Annotated in this window: 16 protein-coding genes; 10 read left to right on the plus strand and 6 right to left on the minus strand. The window is 39.9% G+C overall.

Going from position 1 to position 16,915, the window contains the following annotated elements; translation table 11 throughout:
- Positions 1 to 16 precede the first annotated feature (16 nt).
- From TEGAF0_RS06330 to mdh, 3 genes are read left to right on the plus strand one after another with little or no spacing between them, the layout of a single operon-like run.
- Positions 17 to 793, plus strand: a complete 777-nt coding sequence (locus TEGAF0_RS06330; RefSeq protein WP_264900998.1) for an ABC transporter ATP-binding protein — start codon at positions 17 to 19, stop codon at positions 791 to 793.
- Positions 794 to 821: 28 nt separating this feature from the next.
- Complete coding sequence (locus TEGAF0_RS06335) at positions 822 to 1,331, plus strand: TlpA family protein disulfide reductase (protein ID WP_264901000.1); 510 nt, start codon at positions 822 to 824, stop codon at positions 1,329 to 1,331.
- A gap of 56 nt (positions 1,332 to 1,387) precedes the next feature.
- Entirely contained in the window at positions 1,388 to 2,317 is a 930-nt protein-coding gene (mdh, locus tag TEGAF0_RS06340) for a malate dehydrogenase (RefSeq protein ID WP_264901002.1), read from the plus strand.
- Here mdh and TEGAF0_RS06345 read toward each other — a convergent pair.
- From TEGAF0_RS06345 to TEGAF0_RS06360, 4 genes are read right to left on the minus strand one after another with little or no spacing between them, the layout of a single operon-like run.
- Positions 2,312 to 3,340, minus strand: coding sequence for a glycosyltransferase family 9 protein (locus tag TEGAF0_RS06345; RefSeq protein ID WP_264901003.1), 1,029 nt, complete (start codon positions 3,338 to 3,340; stop codon positions 2,312 to 2,314). The two genes, mdh and TEGAF0_RS06345, sit on opposite strands and share 6 nt — an antisense overlap.
- An 18-nt stretch (positions 3,341 to 3,358) precedes the next feature.
- Positions 3,359 to 4,609: an MFS transporter gene (locus TEGAF0_RS06350; RefSeq protein WP_264901005.1), complete on the minus strand. Its 1,251-nt coding sequence runs from the start codon at positions 4,607 to 4,609 to the stop codon at positions 3,359 to 3,361.
- A 5-nt stretch (positions 4,610 to 4,614) separates the two neighbouring features.
- Complete coding sequence (locus TEGAF0_RS06355; protein WP_264901006.1) at positions 4,615 to 5,286, minus strand: DedA family protein; 672 nt, start codon at positions 5,284 to 5,286, stop codon at positions 4,615 to 4,617.
- 19 nt (positions 5,287 to 5,305) lie between these two features.
- On the minus strand, positions 5,306 to 6,559 hold the full coding sequence (locus TEGAF0_RS06360; RefSeq protein WP_264901007.1) for a dicarboxylate/amino acid:cation symporter: 1,254 nt from the start codon (positions 6,557 to 6,559) through the stop codon (positions 5,306 to 5,308).
- A 91-nt stretch (positions 6,560 to 6,650) separates the two neighbouring features.
- On the opposite strand from TEGAF0_RS06360, the gene TEGAF0_RS06365 reads away from it, so the two are divergent.
- The 3 genes from TEGAF0_RS06365 to TEGAF0_RS06375 all read left to right on the plus strand — a co-directional run bounded on the left by TEGAF0_RS06365 (position 6,651) and on the right by TEGAF0_RS06375 (position 9,415).
- Positions 6,651 to 8,144, plus strand: coding sequence for an amino acid permease (locus tag TEGAF0_RS06365; protein WP_264901008.1), 1,494 nt, complete (start codon positions 6,651 to 6,653; stop codon positions 8,142 to 8,144).
- A gap of 125 nt (positions 8,145 to 8,269) precedes the next feature.
- A complete protein-coding gene (locus TEGAF0_RS06370; protein WP_026762973.1) occupies positions 8,270 to 8,992 on the plus strand; it encodes a YebC/PmpR family DNA-binding transcriptional regulator in 723 nt (240 codons plus the stop codon).
- Between the two features lie 9 nt (positions 8,993 to 9,001).
- A complete protein-coding gene (locus TEGAF0_RS06375; RefSeq protein ID WP_264901009.1) occupies positions 9,002 to 9,415 on the plus strand; it encodes a thiol-disulfide oxidoreductase DCC family protein in 414 nt (137 codons plus the stop codon).
- A gap of 1 nt (position 9,416) precedes the next feature.
- On the opposite strand, the gene TEGAF0_RS06380 is transcribed toward TEGAF0_RS06375, so the two are convergent.
- On the minus strand, positions 9,417 to 11,807 hold the full coding sequence (locus tag TEGAF0_RS06380) for an alpha-ketoacid dehydrogenase subunit alpha/beta (RefSeq protein WP_264901010.1): 2,391 nt from the start codon (positions 11,805 to 11,807) through the stop codon (positions 9,417 to 9,419).
- 131 nt (positions 11,808 to 11,938) lie between these two features.
- Between TEGAF0_RS06380 and TEGAF0_RS06385 the strand changes: the two genes are divergently transcribed.
- The 4 genes from TEGAF0_RS06385 to TEGAF0_RS06400 all read left to right on the plus strand — a co-directional run bounded on the left by TEGAF0_RS06385 (position 11,939) and on the right by TEGAF0_RS06400 (position 15,605).
- Positions 11,939 to 12,313, plus strand: a complete 375-nt coding sequence (locus TEGAF0_RS06385; RefSeq protein WP_264901012.1) for a DUF1573 domain-containing protein — start codon at positions 11,939 to 11,941, stop codon at positions 12,311 to 12,313.
- 20 nt (positions 12,314 to 12,333) lie between these two features.
- On the plus strand, positions 12,334 to 12,705 hold the full coding sequence (locus TEGAF0_RS06390) for a DUF1573 domain-containing protein (RefSeq protein WP_264901014.1): 372 nt from the start codon (positions 12,334 to 12,336) through the stop codon (positions 12,703 to 12,705).
- A gap of 4 nt (positions 12,706 to 12,709) precedes the next feature.
- Positions 12,710 to 13,906, plus strand: a complete 1,197-nt coding sequence (locus TEGAF0_RS06395; RefSeq protein ID WP_264901016.1) for a pyridoxal phosphate-dependent aminotransferase — start codon at positions 12,710 to 12,712, stop codon at positions 13,904 to 13,906.
- Positions 13,907 to 14,156: 250 nt separating this feature from the next.
- Positions 14,157 to 15,605, plus strand: a complete 1,449-nt coding sequence (locus TEGAF0_RS06400) for a hypothetical protein (protein ID WP_264901018.1) — start codon at positions 14,157 to 14,159, stop codon at positions 15,603 to 15,605.
- A 21-nt stretch (positions 15,606 to 15,626) separates the two neighbouring features.
- Here the strand turns inward: TEGAF0_RS06400 and TEGAF0_RS06405 are convergent, their stop codons facing one another.
- On the minus strand, positions 15,627 to 16,826 hold the full coding sequence (locus tag TEGAF0_RS06405; protein WP_264901020.1) for a GAF domain-containing sensor histidine kinase: 1,200 nt from the start codon (positions 16,824 to 16,826) through the stop codon (positions 15,627 to 15,629).
- Positions 16,827 to 16,915 lie beyond the last annotated feature (89 nt).

The following is a 16,915-nucleotide window of genomic DNA, read 5'->3' on the forward strand; positions in this document are numbered from 1 at the left end:
CCATCATTGCACTACCATGATTGCATTAAAAAATATCAGTAAAAGTTTTGATGACCGGGTTATTATCCAGGGCATTGATGCCGTTATGGAAAGTGGAAAGTGCAACCTCATTATCGGAACCAGCGGAAGTGGCAAAACGGTACTTACCAAATGTATTGTTGGGCTTATTCAACCCGACGAAGGAGGCAGCATTGAGTATAATGGTAACGATTTGCTTTTAATGGACGATAAAAAAAGGAAAGAACTACGTCAGCAAATTGGCATGTTGTTTCAGGGAAATGCTTTATTTGATTCCATGACTGTGCAGGAGAATATCAAATTCCCGCTAGACATGTTCACCAAACTGACCCACGGTGAAAAATTAAAAAAAGTGGATGAAGTACTCGAACGGGTTAATTTAAGCAATGCACACAAAAGATTCCCTGCTGAAATCAGCGGTGGGATGAAAAAAAGAGTAGGGATTGCGCGCTCCATCGTTTTAAATCCCAAATATCTTTTCTGTGATGAGCCCAACTCCGGACTAGACCCTTTAACTTCTATGGTAATTGATAAACTGATTCGTGAAATTACCATCGATTACCAGATGACAACGGTTGTGGTTACCCACGATATGAATAGTGTGATGGAAATCGGGGATCATATATTGTATCTCTATAATGGAAAAAAGCAATGGGAAGGCTCTAACAAAGACATTATATTCAGCAAGGATCAGTTACTTAACGATTTTATTTTTGCTTCAGAATTCCTTCAAGATGCAAAGCATATGCGCATGCAGGAAGCAGGAAAACAATAGTAATTTTTAACACCAATCTATTACAAGCATGAACTGGAAAAGAGGCTTATTGATTTGCACCTTGTTAATAACAATTGGTTTAGTGAATGCACAAACCCCTATTGACAATCGCCCCAATTACGTGAAGAGTCCGGGAATACCCACATTTAAACTGGTATTAATAGACAGCAGTTTGTTTACGAACAAGATGATACCTGCTGCAGACTATACCTGTATTGTTTATTTCAGTCCGGATTGCGGACATTGCCAATACGAAGCAGACCAAATGATCCGCAACATGGACAGCTTGAAAAATATTCAGTTTGTCTGGGTTAGCTACAGAGACTTTAACGACATCAAAGCCTTTGCCAGAAAGTATCAGTTTGACTTATATCCTAACATTATAACCGGCAGAGACCCGGAATACGCAGTACCTAGTTTTTATCAGGTAAAATTCACCCCATTTGTAGCACTGTACAATAAAGAGAAGCAATTTATCAAAGTATGGGAACAGGGTGTAGAAATACCTGAATTATTGCAATTTATTCACAAAAAATAAGCGGTACCCACGTACCTTTGCACCACTCATTTTAACCACTTTAAATCATACCGATTATGAAAGTTACTGTAGTAGGTGCTGGTGCCGTTGGAGCAACCTGTGCCGACAATATTGCCCGTAAGGAATTATGTACTGAACTGGTATTATTAGACATCAAGGAAGGTTTTGCGGAAGGTAAAGCTCAAGACATGATGCAAACCGCAGCTTTGCTGGGTTTTGATACCAAAATTACCGGAAGCACCAACGACTACAGTAAAACTGCTGGTAGTGATGTAGTGGTTATTACTTCAGGTTTGCCACGTAAACCAGGAATGACCCGTGAAGAATTGATTGGCACCAATGCAGGAATAGTAAAAGGTGTTTGCGAAAACATTTTAAAATACTCACCTGATGCAATCATCATTGTGATTAGCAATCCAATGGACACCATGACTTATTTGGCACTAACCGCTACCGGTTTACCAAAAAACAGAATCATTGGTATGGGTGGTACATTAGACAGCAGCCGTTTCAAATATCAGTTGAGCCAGCATTTAGGCTGCAGCCCATCTGACTTGAATGCATTGGTAGTTGGCGGTCACGGTGACACTACTATGATTCCATTGATACGTTATGCAACCTGGAACAGTGCTCCTGTAACCGATTTCCTAAGCGCAGAACAACAACAGCAGATCATCAATGATACCATGGTGGGTGGAGCTACTTTAACCAAATTAATTGGAACTTCTGCATGGTATGCGCCAGGTGCTGCCGGTGCTGCTTTGGTAGAAAGCATTGTTCGCGACGAGAAGAAATTATTTACCTGCTGCGTTAGCCTTGAAGGTGAATACGGCCAGAAAGATATTTGCTTAGGTGTTCCTGTAACCATTGGCAAAAATGGCTGGGAGAAAATCATCGACTTGAAACTGAATGCAGAAGAGCAAGCTGCTTTCAACAAGAGCGCTGATGCCGTTAGAAGTATGAACGACGTTTTGAAAACATTATAAAGACCGAACCCATTGCATGGCCATACCAGCTATGCGATGGGTATCTTGCAACAACATACATTTAAAATGCCCTTTGGGGCATTTTTTTGTGCCATAATTGCTGCAAGGTTGACAGGTTAAATTGGGCACTACAAAGTTATGATAAGCGATTCCGTTGTTATGCATACGCAACTGATTGGCCCCGTAATAAGGTTCTACGGCCAGCTTAGGAGAAGTTCCTCCCCAGATTGCCAATACTTTTTTATTGAATGCACAAGCAATATATTGAAGTCCTGTGTCGTGCGAAATCACCAGCTTGGATTGTTTTACAATATCTGCTGACTCATGTAAACTAAATTTACCGCAGGCATTGTAGATTTTAATTGAATCTGCAAGGGCTATTGCATCGCCTTCCTGTTGATCCTCTTTTCCCCCTACCAACACAATAGGATAATCAATCAATTGACAAAGCTCCTGCAGTTTGGTAACAGGCAATTTCTTGGTAGCATAGGAAGCTCCAATTACGATGGCAATATAACCGAACCGATGAGAAACAGGCAGGTCCTCCGGTTTTATCCCCTTGCCTTCCGGAATAAAATAATCTAGTCCCTGTTCGTCATTCACTACACCCAAAGGAGCAACAGCAGCTAAACTGCGTAAAGTAATATGGTGCACAGGCATCCGGTTAATTCCCGTTTTGGTAAGCAACCATTTTTGCCAACTCAGTTTCTGAAAAGCATATACCGGCAATTTCAACTGGTATTGCACCATCCAGGATCTAAAATTTTTATGCAGGTCTACAATACAGTCAAACTGCTGACTCATAAGTGCAGGAATCAGGTCCTGCAAGCTTTTATCGAAATAATGAAACTGATCAATATATGGGCTGGCTTCTGTAACCGCTTTCATTGACCGCTTGGTTAATAAATGAATTTCTGCATGAGGTACCTGTTGCTTTAAACACCTGAACACAGGAGAGGCCAAAACAATATCGCCAATAGAAGAAAAACGGATGACTAATATTTTTTTTACCCTTTCGTCCATGCAACAATTCGGAATCAGTTAGGAATGTCTTTCTACAAAGTCTAAATCTTTATGGAAAGTTTCTTCGGTAAAATAAAATGCAATGAAAGTAATGACCATTATCACTATACCTGTGATGATACCGCTTTGTATAAGTGACCAACCCCAGGATTTTTGAAACAGATTCAGGAACATCAGATTAATCAGCGGCAATGCTCCCCTTACCATATTGGGTATGGTTGTAGCTGCAGTAGCTCTCAGGTTGGTACCAAACTGTTCTGCTCCCATGGTAATAAAAATTGCCCAGAATCCAGTACTGAATCCCAGCATCCCACAGATAAAATACATGGTTGAATCATTATTGTTGATGCTACTGAAGAACAAGACTAAAAATAACATGCACAGAGTATAAAAACTCAACAGGGCTTTTTTACGACTTTTAAAATACTGACTTACCAATCCAATTAAAATATCGCCAATAGCAATTCCCACATATGCATACATGATAGCCCTTCCACTTTCAATGGCATTGTCTCCGTATAGCGAGCCAGCAAAGCGATTGCTAAGATTCACCAGAATGCCAATCACATACCAGGTAGGCAATCCAATTAAAATAGCCAGTATATATTTTTTAAACCTTTTACCGTTATTGAAGAACATGAAAAAATTTCCTTTCTGTATGCCTACCTGCTCTTTCAGACTATGAAACATGCCACTTTCTGAAACTGAAATCCGAAGCAACAACAGGCCAATGCCTAAACCACCGCCAATCATATAACAAAGTCTCCAGTCATTCGTAAACTTATAAACGAAATAGGCAAACACTGCACCGAATAAACCTACGCCTGCTACTAATGAAGTACCTACACCTCTTTTTTCTTTGGGTAACAATTCACTTACCAAAGTAATGCCTGCTCCTAGCTCCCCTGCCAAACCAATACCAGCAACAAATCTGGCCCATGCATACTGATCAACCGTTTGCACAAAACCAATGGCAAAATTGGCAACAGAATACAAGGCAATAGATCCGAACAAAACACTAAGTCTTCCTTTTTTATCTCCGATGGTCCCCCATAAAACGCCTCCTATCAGTAGACCTACCATTTGCCAGTTTATAATTTTGGTACTGGCAGCAATTACTTGTGGAGTATCTGACAATACCACCCCAATTCCAGCAAGGCTGGGTTCTCGTACTATGGTGAATAACAATAAGTCGTAGATATCTACAAAATATCCTAATGCGGCAACAATTACTGGTACTGAGAAGATTCCATATTTTTTAGCCGTCATACGAATTACTTCTTTTTATTGAATACCAATTTCATAATAACCGGTGCTGTGGTAACTGCCACAATGCCCAGTACAATTACTTCCAGATGATCTTTTAAATCAAATCCAAACTGCGCTAAAATCCATATCTGCAAAAAATGGCCTGCAAACAACATACTGCCTACCCAGGCAAAACAACCTACAATATTGAAGAAACCGAACTTCCTTTTATCCATTTGTACAATACCTGCTACAATGGGAGCAAAAGTTCTGACAATAGGAATAAAGCGGGCAACAATGATGGCTCCGCCGCCATGCTTTTCGTAAAACTCATGCGCTTGTTGCAAATAGCGTTGTTTAAAAAATATATTTTCTTTCCAAGAATACATGGCAGGTCCAACTTTTTTTCCAAACCAGTATCCGGTAGTATTGCCTAAAATACCTGCTATAGAAATCAATAACATAATTAAAAGTAAATCGAGTACTTCATTACCAGTAGGAATAAATTCATTGGCCAGGTTGGAACTGTAAATGCCTGCTACAAACAAGAGACTATCTCCTGGCAAAAAGAAACCTGCAAACAATCCAGTCTCTGCAAATACTACAAATAAAATTAACCATAACCCACCATGCTCAATATAAAACTGAGGCTGCAACAAATTCGTCCAATGAAACTCAAGTAAAATCTGCATTAACATGATTCAAAATTAATAAGGTTTAAGACTCCAGCGCAACTTCTCCTTCTTCCTGTAATTCGCCTTCCCATTTACTTACTACAGTAGTGGCCAGTGCATTTCCAAGAACATTGGTACCTGTTCTGAACATATCGCAAAAATGGTCTATTGGCAAAATCAAAGCAACCCCTTCAGGTGGAATTTTAAACATGGCACAGGTAGCCAAAACAATAATCAGGGATGCCCTGGGTACTCCTGCAATTCCTTTACTGGTCAGCATCAACACCAGTAACATCGTAATCTGCTCACCAATTGGCATATGTATGCCGTAAGCCTGTGCAATGGCAAGGCTGGCAAAAGTCATATACATCATACTTCCATCTAAATTGAAAGAATAGCCCAGTGGAAGGATAAAGGATACAATGCTTTTTTTACAACCGAATTTTTCTAATTCTTCAGTTAATTTAGGGAAAACGGCTTCACTACTGGTGGTACTGAAAGCAACCAATAAAGGATTGGCAATTGTTTTTAACAATCCCTTCATGCGTTTGCCCAATATAAGGAAGCCAACTGTGCAAAGCAATAACCAAAGCACGGCAATACCTAATACGAAATAGCCGAAATAAATAAAGTAAAAACTAAAAATACCCAAGCCCTTGTCTGCCACAACAGCAGCCAGTGTACCAAACACGCCGAACGGCGCAAAATTCATTACATAACCCACAATCTTTAAGATGATGTGCGCAACAATATCCAAGGCGTTGATAACTGGTTTTGAGTATGGCCCCAAATTGGCAGCGGCCACTCCAAAGAATATAGAGAACACTACAATTTGCAGAATTTCATTGGTTGCCATGGCTTCAAACACACTGGCCGGCACAACGTGCTCAATGAACTTTTGCAGAGAAAACTCAGAAGTCTTTCCCATCAGGTCTTTTAATCCCGCATTGTCTGCCTGAGATAAATCAATATAAGAGCCCGGTTGAAAATAATTAACCAACACCATCCCTACCAGTAAACTCACCAGCGAAGCAGAAATAAACCAAAGCATTGCCTTTCCTCCCACACGTCCCACTGTTTTCAGATCTCCCAGTTTGGCAATACCAACAACAAGTGTTGAAAAAACCAGTGGTGCAATAATGGTTTTAACTAAACGGATAAAAATGGTTCCTAATAATTTGATGTTTTTGGAGAAACTTCCAATGGTCTCCGGAGCAGCAGTTTCATGTACAATATACCCTGTAATAATACCCAGAACCATCGCTATCAGGATATAAATCGTTAGTTTATTCTTCATCCGTCAAAATTTGAGTTGGCAATATACCCGTAAATTGAATATAATGCCTATTTTGCCAGATAATTATAACCAGAACCCAATTAATAAAACTATGAGTTTATTTAGAAAGAAATCGCTTACTGCGATGCTGGCCAATGCAGCCGATTCTACCAACGGTTTGCAAAGAACCCTTGGTGCAGGTAATCTGATTGCATTAGGTATCGGAGCCATTATTGGTGCCGGTTTATTTGTAAGAACAGCTGCTGCTGCCGGACAATCTGCCGGACCAGCCGTTACTATTTCTTTCGTGATTGCAGCCATTGGTTGTGCATTCGCTGGATTGTGTTATGCTGAGTTTGCTGCAATGATTCCCATTGCAGGAAGTGCTTATGCATATTCTTATGTTACTTTAGGTGAGTTGGTTGCCTGGATTATTGGATGGGCATTGATTATGGAATATGCTTTAGGAGCCGCAACGGTTTCCATTGCATGGAGTGAATATTTAAACAAGCTGTTAGGAGGAGGCATACCTTATGAATGGTGCCATTCCCCTTTTGAAAGCTTTACAGATTCTGCCGGTGTTTTACACCAAGGTATGATTAATGCACCTGCCTTAATGATTCTATTCCTAATCACTTTATTATTGATTAAAGGCACACAGGAATCTGCTATTGTGAATGCAGTTATTGTATTCATTAAAGTGGGTATTGTATTGCTATTCATCGCAATTGGCTGGCAGTTTATCAAGCCTGAAAACCATACGCCTTACATGATTCCGGAAGGAACTGCCGCAGTGGTAGACAGTGCAGGAAAAGTAATTGCCGATTACTCTCCATTCAACAAACACGGATGGGGCGGTGTATTAGGTGGTGCCGCTGTGGTATTCTTTGCTTTCATTGGATTTGATGCCGTATCAACTGCTGCGCAGGAAGCCAAGAACCCGAAAAGAGATATGCCCATTGGTATTCTAGGTTCATTGGTGGTATGTACCATTTTATACATCTTATTCGGACACGTATTAACGGGTGTGGCCAACTGGAAGGAATTCGTTGATCCAGAAAAAGGTCGCGAAGCTTCTGTTGCTTATGCTATTTCCGCTTATATGACAGGTTATGGCTGGTTAGCACAGGCAGTTACCATTGCAATCTTAGCAGGCTTCTCTTCTGTAATCCTGGTGATGTTGATGGGACAAAGCCGTATTTTCTATTCAATGAGTAATGATGGATTAATCCCTAAAGCTTTTGGTGATCTGCATCCTAAATACCGCACTCCTTACAAAGCCAATATCATTTTATTTGTATTCGTAGGTTTATTTGCGGCATTTGTTCCAGGACACGTAGCGGGCGACTTAACTTCGTTCGGAACCTTATTCGCTTTCGTTCTAGTATGTATTGGCGTTTGGGTATTGAGAGTAAAATCTCCTGAACTGGATCGCCCTTTTAAAACACCGATGGTTCCATTGGTGTCTATCTTAGGTGTAATCGTTTGTACTTCTATGATCTTTGTATTAGATGCCACTACCCTGAAAGTAGCTTTTGGCTGGATGGCGCTTGGATTAATCGTGTATTTTGTTTACAGCAAAAAAAGAAGCAAACTGAACGGATAACCCGAAACAGTTTCAATCCTACTTTAATTTCAAAAGCCCGGCTAATACAAATAGCCGGGCTTTTTTTGGGCATCTTTGGCAACTAGCAGGTTAAACGCTAAATTTGCTCTCCGAAAACGAATACTATGGGAAGGATTTTTGAAGTACGTAAAGCCAGCATGTTTGCCCGTTGGGATAAAATGGCTAAAAACTTTACCCGTATTGGTAAAGAAATTGTCATTGCAGTAAAAGCAGGTGGCCCTGATATGGCTACCAATCCGGCTTTAAGACGGTGTTTTCAAAATGCCAAAAGTGTGGGCATGCCCAAAGATCGCGTGGAAGCTGCCATAAAGCGTGCAATGGGAAAAGATACCAGCAACTATGAAGAAATTTTATATGAAGGATATGCTCCGCATGGTGTAGCACTTTTGGTTGAAACTGCAACAGACAACCATGTAAGAACCGTTGCCAACGTAAAAAGTCACTTTAACAAAGGCAATGGAGCCATGGGCACCAATGGCAGCGTGAGTTTCCAGTTCAAAAAAATGGGGGTATTCAAATTAAAGGCTGAGGGACAGGACTTGGAAGAAATGGAGTTGGAATTGATTGATCACGGTTTAGAAGAGTTGGGAGAAAGTGATGACGATAATGGCAATCCGATTATCGTTTTGCGTTGTGCATTCACCGATTTCGGTAAACTGCAGAAAGCACTGGAAGACAAAAACATTACGCCAATCAGCGCAGAATTAGAATGGATTCCAACTAATACTGTTCCGGTAACCGATGAACAGGCAGAAGATGTATCTAAACTAATTGAAAGATTAGAGCAGGACGAAGACGTAAACAAGGTTTTCCATAATATGGGATAAAACAGTATCATGGAACCGAACCTATATACAAACCCCGTTATTTTATTTGACGGGGTTTGTAATTTATGCAATAGTAGTGTAGAAAAAATTATAGCAGCAGATCCTAAAAAGCAATTTCGGTTTGCTTCACTGCAGGGAAATTTTGGTCAACAGGTTTTACAGAAATTTCAATTGCCTCCTCAGGAACTTAATTCATTTATTTTATTAGAGAACAACCAGATCTTTACCAGGTCTACAGGTGCATTAAAAGTTGCCAGAAAATTATCTGGTGCATGGCCTTTGCTTTATGCTTTCATTGTTGTTCCCCGATTTCTAAGAGATGGAATTTACAAAATCATCGCACGTAACCGGTACAAATGGTTTGGTAAAAAAGAAAGCTGCATGGTGCCCCACGCAGCTTTACAAGAATTGTTTTACAACTAATTTATTCGCTGATCATTTCTCTTACTACTCTAATCACATCTTCTGCATTCGGCTTACTGAAATAGTCGCCATCACTTCCGTAACTGGGTCGGTGCGCCTGAGCTGTTAATGTTCTGGGACTTACATCCAACCACTGGAATGCTTTCTGTTCTTCAATTACCTGGTTGTACATATATGCTGCCGCACCTCCAGGAACGTCTTCATCTACAAACAAAATACGATTGGTCTTTTTCAACGATTCCAAAATCATATGATTGATATCAAAAGGAAGCAAAGTTTGTACGTCAATGACTTCGCAGTTAATTCCTTCTGCAGCCAGGCGTTCAGTAGCATCCTGAATAATCCGCAAAGTAGACCCATAGGAAACGATGGTGATATCATCCCCGGTTCTGATCACTTCAGGGATACCCAATGGCACTGTATATTCCAGCAGATTTGCAGGTAACTTTTCTTTCAAACGGTATCCATTCAAACACTCAATCACCAATGCCGGATCGTTGGAAGACAATAAGGTATTGTACATACCTACTGCCTGCACCATATTTCTTGGCACACAAACATACATGCCTCTTAATGCATTTATGATCATGCCCATGGGAGAACCACTATGCCAGATCCCTTCTAAACGATGTCCTCTGGTTCTCACAATTACCGGACAACATTGCTGCCCTTTTGTTCTGAAATGTGTAGTAGCCACATCATCACTCAGAATTTGTATACCATACAATAAATAATCGAGGTACTGTATTTCCGCAATGGGTCTTAATCCACGCAAAGCCATACCCACGGCCTGTCCCATGATGGTAAGCTCTCTTATACCTGTATCAAAAATGCGGTCTCTTCCGTGTTTTTCCTGCAAGCCTGCAAAACCTTGATTCACGTCACCAATATACCCTACGTCTTCACCAAAAGCATACACTTTAGGATTCTGGGTAAATAGTGCATCAAAATATTTATTCAGCACTTCAAACCCATTTACAGTAGGTGCATCAAAAGAAATAAGTGGTTTAATTTCCTGAACCTTTAGTGCACTCTTGATAGTCTGATTGTATAAATGGGTATTGTATAATCCTTTGTTCAAAGTGATTAATTCCTGATAATAAAGCTGCACGTCCTGAATAGAAGGAGACTCAGGTGCCAATTCAATTGCCAGAGACAAAGTTCTTAAGACATCCCTACGCAATGGCTCTTTGCTTTGCATTAACTCATTGGCCATTTGTTGTAAGCGATTGTATTTATCCATATCGCTTATCATCATCTCTTTTAACAATGTGCCAGCATTGGCAGCCTGTTCTTTAATTGGATTGATGTACTTTTCCCAGGCACGCAAACGGCTTTCTTTTACATGATCTTTGGCTTGCGCTTCAATATCAGAAATTTCGCTTTCATTACTTAAGTTATTTGCCAGCATCCATTCCTTCATCTTTTTAATGCAATCCCATTCCTTTTCCCAGGCAAGTCTTTCCGGTGTTTTATATCTTTCATGGCTTCCGCTAGTAGAATGCCCCTGCGGTTGTGTTACTTCTTCTACATGAAATAATACAGGCACATGCGTGTCTCTGATTCGCTGAATACCTTCTTCAAATGCCTGACATAGCCCTGCATAATCCCAGGCTTTCAATTTATAAATTCGGATACCATTGCTGTCTTCCATTTTCTCCAACCCTCTTAATGCTTCTGAAATAGAGCCCTTGGTTGTTTGAAAGTTCTTTGGAACAGAAATACCATATCCATCATCCCATACAAATACCGCTAATGGAACTTGCAATACTGCAGCGGCATTCATGGTTTCCCAGAAATGTCCTTCACTGGTACTAGCATCTCCAATGGTGGTAAAACATACTTCATTACCATTGTGGCTTAGGTGGTCTAGTTCTCTTAAGTGCGCATTCTGTCTGAAACATTTGGAAGCAAATGCCAATCCCAATCCACGGGGCATCTGTGAGGCTGTTGGGGCCATATCAGCTGAAATATTTTTACGGTTGGCCAAATCAAGCCAATTACCGTTTTCGTCTACCAGCTTGGTTGCAAAGTGGGCATTCATTTGACGACCTGCACTAAAGGGATCATTCTTTACATCAGGGTCTGCATACAACTGAGCAAAATATTGCTCCACACTTGCCAGACCAGCAGCAAACATAAATGTCTGGTCCCTGTAATAGCCGCTTCTGAAATCGCCTGGCTGAAAAAATTTAGCCATGGCAAGTTGGGGTACTTCCTTTCCGTCGCCAAAAATTCCAAATTTAGCTTTGCCAGTCAAGACTTCTCTTCGGCCCAGGAGGCTTACTTCTCTACTGATTACGGCGGTTCTATAATCTTCCAGAACGGTTTGTCTAAAACCTTCGAAAGACAACATATCGTCTTTGTATTGTAATGAAGCGGTTGATTCCATACGACAAAAATAGGATTAGGAACGGAATAGACTAACAATAATTAGTTTAAATGGAAATTAACGGGTTAATAACGCCGTCAATCAACATTAAGCGATCAATTTTAGTACTTTTACCATCTAATTGCATAAGTATGAAAATTTGGATTGTATTATTAGGATTCATGGGATTTTCACTGGGCACCATGGCTCAAACTTCAGACGCAAAAATTTCCATTAAAAACGAATCCTATGAAATGGGAAAGGTAAAATTCGGCCAACCCGTTTCCTACTGGGTAGAAGTAACCAATACCAGTAAGGAAGACCTGAAACTGGAAGGCGTAAGAGCAGGATGTGGATGCACTACTCCCAATTTTACCCCCAACCAAGTATTTAAACCAGGGGAGACCGTAAAAATTAAAATTGAATTCAACGGCTCTGTAATTGGTAAATTCACCCGGTTCACAGACATTTTTATCTCCGGAGGTATTGTAAAACAAACCAAGTTTAGCGGAGAAGGCGTACAATAATTTTTAAATCAAATATGTATATGAAGTCTCTATTTTTATCTGCCTTTTTGTTTTGTTCCGTTGCGGTATTTGCACAGAACGATATCAAGTTCAACAAAACCGTACACCAGTTTGGTAAAATCAAAAGAGGGGTTCCTGCTACTTATGTATTTACCTATACCAATCAGGCAGCCAAACCCGTAGTAATTGAATTTGCCAATGCAGAGTGTGGCTGCACTAAACCTGTTTACAATCAGGCACCAACAATAAAAGGAAAAACAGGCACCATCAAAGTAACCTACAACGCAGAAGCAGTAGGCGTTTTCAAGAAAAGAGTCGATGTAAAATTTGCACACTCTAATCAGCCTTATATTTTAACGATCGAAGGAGAAGTAGTAGAAAACCTTAAATAGGAATATGTTAAGCATCAGTAATCGTGGGAATGCCATGCCGGCATCACCCATCAGAAAATTAGTACCCTACGCAGAAGCAGCGAAAAAAAGAGGCACAAAAGTTTACCATCTGAATATTGGACAACCCGATATTGAAACACCTAAAATGGTGCTAGATGCTGTAAGGAATAGTGATTTTAAAGTATTGGAATATAGCCACAGCGCAGGCAACGAAAGTTATCGCAGAAAGCTAGTAGACTACTATGCTTCCGTTGGTATTCATGTGAATCACCAACAAATCATTATAACCACGGGCGGAAGTGAAGCCATTCAGTTTGGATTCATGGCATGTCTGGATGCAGGTGATGAAGTGATTATCCCTGAACCTTTTTATGCCAACTACAATGGATTTGCGGTAGCAGCAGGTGTAAAAGTAGTACCCGTAACTTCTTCTATAAGAAGCGGATTTGCCTTACCCCCCATTGCTGATTTTGAAAGCAAAATCACATCACGCACCAAAGCAATTGTGATTTGCAATCCCAATAATCCAACCGGCTATTTATATAGCAAGGCAGAAATGGAACAGTTGAAAGAGCTGATACTAAAGCACAATCTGTATTTATTTTCAGATGAAGCATACAGAGAGTTTTGCTACGAAGGTGAACAAACAAGTGCCATGCATTTAACCGGTGTTGACGACCATGTGATTATCATGGATACCATCAGCAAACGCTATAGTGCATGCGGAGGAAGAATTGGAGCATTGGTTACCAAAAACCAACAAGTATTGGATGCTGCAATGAAATTTGCACAAGCCCGTTTAAGCCCACCCAGTTTTGCGCAAATTGCAGGAGAAGCTGCCATTGATTTACCATCCAATTATTTTGATACCACAAAGGCTGAGTATAAAAAGAGAAGAGATCTTATAGTAGAAAGACTGAATAAAATGGAAGGCGTTTATTGCCCAAATCCTGGGGGTGCTTTTTATGCCATTGCCGAATTGCCCATAGATGATGCAGACCAGTTTTGCCAATGGTTACTGGAATCTTTTAGCCATGAACAACAAACCGTGATGCTGGCTCCTGCTACCGGATTCTATGGAACGCCAGGTCTAGGAAAGAAGGAAGTAAGACTGGCTTATGTATTAAAACTGGAAGACATTAATAAAGCAATGGACTGCCTGGAAGCCGCTCTGAAAGTTTATCCAGGAAGAATGAATTAATTTATTATTATTTTTAATAATATTAATAAATTGTAAACTTTTCTCGTTTTTTTGCCCTAAAATAGCATTTTTTTATAAATATTATTTTTTACTATTTGTTATTTGGCCAATTTCCTGTATCTTAGCCGAAACATTAATACAAAGAGTCTCTATATTGGCAAGCAATCGAAAACCCTTCGTTTCTACGAGGGGTTTATTTTTTTTATGGGCTGCCAAAGGAATAATTAAAGGCTCTATACGTTTATAGCACATGGTTCAGGGCAAGCAATTTCTAAAATTTTGTATTTTATCTGTAATCAGTTACTGGGGGATTCAAAACGCCTTAACTGCACAACAGTATCAGGCCACGCATGGATCGTCCTATGCGGGGGTAAGCAGCATCTTTAATAACCCTGCCTCTATCGGTAACAGTTTGCACAGATGGGATATACAACTCTTTTCTGCGCAGACAGCTTTTTATACAAATACCCTTTATGCCAGAGCCCTCAATATATCTAACCAAACTACCAACAAACAATATGTAACCAATGGATTGCAAGATAGAAGGCTGGATCAGAATTCAGATTTGAGTTTATTGTCTGCTATGTATCGAATTAACAGGAAACACGCTGTAGCCATTGCATTCAGAGGAAAATTTTACCAGCACATTCAAACCAATCCATTCCATTTTGAAGATACAGTATCCAGCTTGCAAAGCTTTTTTAAACTCAATAGGAATATTCCTTTCCTTCAAGGAAGGTCTACGCATGCCGGATGGGGCGAAGTAAATCTCAGCTATGCAGGAGCAATATCCGAAACAGAAAACAGCAGGCTCACCGTAGGTGCCACCCTGCAGATAGCTAAAAGCCTGGGAGGTGGATACGCTCGCATGAATGGGGCCCGTTTCAGAGAAGACATCAATGGCAATGATACTAGTTACACAGCTTATTCAGGTGTTGGAGAATACGCTTATTCTGCCAATATAGATGTGCTACAGCAATTTGGGGTTACCAGTTCAAGTGTCAGTGATTTTTTTAAACAATCCAGAACAAGTTTGGGCTTAAGTGCCGGACTGGAATACATTGCTTACAGAGAGGAATCTTATTTAGACAACCGGAATGCAGTGGGCAGACCTTATGATTACAAAATAGGTATCAGTTTGATGGATATAGGAGCACAGCAATATACTAATAGCGTGTATACCGGTAGATTCAACAGAGATAACGACGATATACCCAATAGCAGAATCGCTAATATCATGCGAAATGTTAGCAATACACAGCAGTTTAAAGACTCTATGACTGCTCTATTCGACTCCATTCAGGCATTGCCTCCTGGTTTTAAAATAGCCAATCCTACCAGAGCAATTATGAATGCTGATAAATGGATGGGCGGTTCATTTTTTGTAAATGCACAATTGGTGGTACACCTGAATAGCAGAAATATTGGATCAAGATTACATACGAATGAATTCGGCTTTATTTCTGTAACCCCCAGATGGGAAACACTAAACTGGGGTGTATTTCTTCCGATGCAACTTACCAGAGATGGACAGTTTTGGACAGGGCTTGCCTTTAAAGCAGGTCCGCTAATAGCTGGCATTCACAATCTGGGCATAATCAAACAATGGGCGCTCTTAAATGGAGGCGGCTATTTGATGCTGAATATTCATCCGTTCAAAAAGAAAGTGAATAAAACCAGAATGGATTGTTTTGATTAAGCAGTTTACAAGTGCAATATATTACTGCGGTAAAGTAACGATGAACTTTGTCCCTCTGCCAATTTCAGATTGAATATCGAGTGTTCCGTGCAATTCATCAATCAATCTTTTCACCAAAGACAAACCAAAACCATAACCTTTTTCGCCGGTTGTACCACTGGAAGAAGCTTTAGTACCTTTTAAAATAGCCTCAATATCTTCTGCATGTAAACCAATTCCACTATCGGCTACTACAATCTCCAATGATTGTCCGGAACCAGTAATAGAATGAATATTTAAATCCACCTGTATATTTCCATTCTGATCGGTAAACTTAATTGCATTGGTAATCAAGTTACCTGCTATCTGTAATAATTTGTTTTTAGGAATTGGTTTTTCCTCCTGCCCTACTTTAATATGAAAGCTTAAATCTATCTGCTTATTAGCAGCCTGTGGAGAATAAAGTTTTTCCAGCTTATCCTTAAATGCTTTTAAGGTGAAATCATCTGCCTTAACTATACCTCTGGCCTGCTGATCTTCTGCATTTAAAATTTCAGTAGCCAGATCCAGCAATGAATTTCCAGCACGTTGAATCAACTTCATTATTTCCAGAATATCATCCAACTTTTGTGATTGACCATGTTCTGTAACCATTTGGGCTAATCCAATGATACCGGACAATGGCCCTCTGATATCATGTGCAACTTTCTTGTTGTTTTCTTTTACCTCAACAACTTTTGACTTTAAGTTCTGAATGTATTTGATAGTAGACAGTCTGTTCACTACTTCTTTAGCCACAATTTTCAACAATTCAACTTTTTCCGGACTCAAGGTCTTAGCTGTTGTATCCAGCACACAGAGTGCTCCTAAATTATGGCCATCCTGAGTAGCTAAAGGGATACCAAAATAGTATTCTAAATTAGGATCATCTACTACATAAAACTTGTCTTTAAATCTTTCGTCTGTCGAAAGACTTTTTACTTCAAACCCACCATCCTGTACAATTGTATACTGACAAACTGAGTCTTCTCTTTTCATCTGGTCTAAAGGCAAACCAAAGTTGGCCACTGTCCATTGAGTGTATGTATCAATTAAGTTAACCAAAGAGATTTTAGTACCGGCAATTTTTGCAGCCAATTCTACTAAGTCTTTTAAAAGACCGGATGTATCCGAATAATCAATGTCAAATTCAGTTAAAGCCCAAACGCGTTCGTCTTCATTATGAGGAATTGGAGGCTGCATATAAGTCAAAATAGTTAATTGCAAAAATACGTCATCAATTTAAGGATTTTGTAGTGATACTTCTATATTAAGCTGCTTTAAGGCTTTAT

The organism is Sediminibacterium sp. TEGAF015 (genome assembly GCF_025997995.1).
Classification (GTDB): domain Bacteria; phylum Bacteroidota; class Bacteroidia; order Chitinophagales; family Chitinophagaceae; genus Sediminibacterium.